At 50.1% G+C, this 537-nt stretch carries 4 tRNA genes; all 4 read right to left on the bottom strand.

The annotated features are described in order from the left end of the window. Positions 1-14: 14 nt before the first annotated feature. Positions 15-88 (bottom strand) — tRNA-Met (locus WH46_RS07175). Positions 89-108: 20 nt separating this feature from the next. Continuing rightward, a tRNA-Val gene (locus tag WH46_RS07170) sits at positions 109-184 on the bottom strand. A 92-nt stretch (positions 185-276) separates the two neighbouring features. Then, positions 277-348: transfer RNA gene (locus tag WH46_RS07165), tRNA-Glu, on the bottom strand. A 21-nt stretch (positions 349-369) separates the two neighbouring features. Next, positions 370-461, bottom strand: a tRNA-Ser gene (locus tag WH46_RS07160). Between the last annotated feature and the right edge of the window lie 76 nt (positions 462-537).

The following is a 537-nucleotide window of genomic DNA, read 5'->3' as shown; positions in this document are numbered from 1 at the left end:
CGGTTCCAAAACTATTGCGGGGACAGGATTTGAACCTGTGACCTTCGGGTTATGAGCCCGACGAGCTACCGGACTGCTCCACCCCGCGTCGTCATACAAAAATATCTATGGTGGAGACTGAGGGGATCGAACCCCCGACCCTCTGCTTGTAAGGCAGATGCTCTCCCAGCTGAGCTAAGTCTCCATGGGACACAAGAGTGATTGTAACATGCAATTCAAGTCAATGTCAAACATTTACTTATTATGTACAATTCATTCCTGCATTAAGTAAAACGATGACCCGTAGGGGATTCGAACCCCTGTTACCTCCGTGAAAGGGAGGTGTCTTAACCCCTTGACCAACGGGCCTTACTATTAAGAGAAGAAATATGGCGGAGAGAGAGGGATTCGAACCCTCGAGACGCTTGTGACGCCTACACGATTTCCAATCGTGCTCCTTCGGCCAACTCGGACACCTCTCCATATGGCTCCCCGAACAGGACTCGAACCTGTGACAACTCGATTAACAGTCGAGTGCTCTACCAACTGAGCTATCAG

The sequence above is a fragment of the Paenibacillus dauci genome (genome assembly GCF_000971985.1).
Classification (GTDB): Bacteria; Bacillota; Bacilli; order Paenibacillales; family Paenibacillaceae; genus Saccharibacillus; species Saccharibacillus dauci.
The sequence above is the reverse complement of the archived record's forward strand: the minus strand, read 5'-3'. Positions and strand labels throughout refer to the sequence as shown.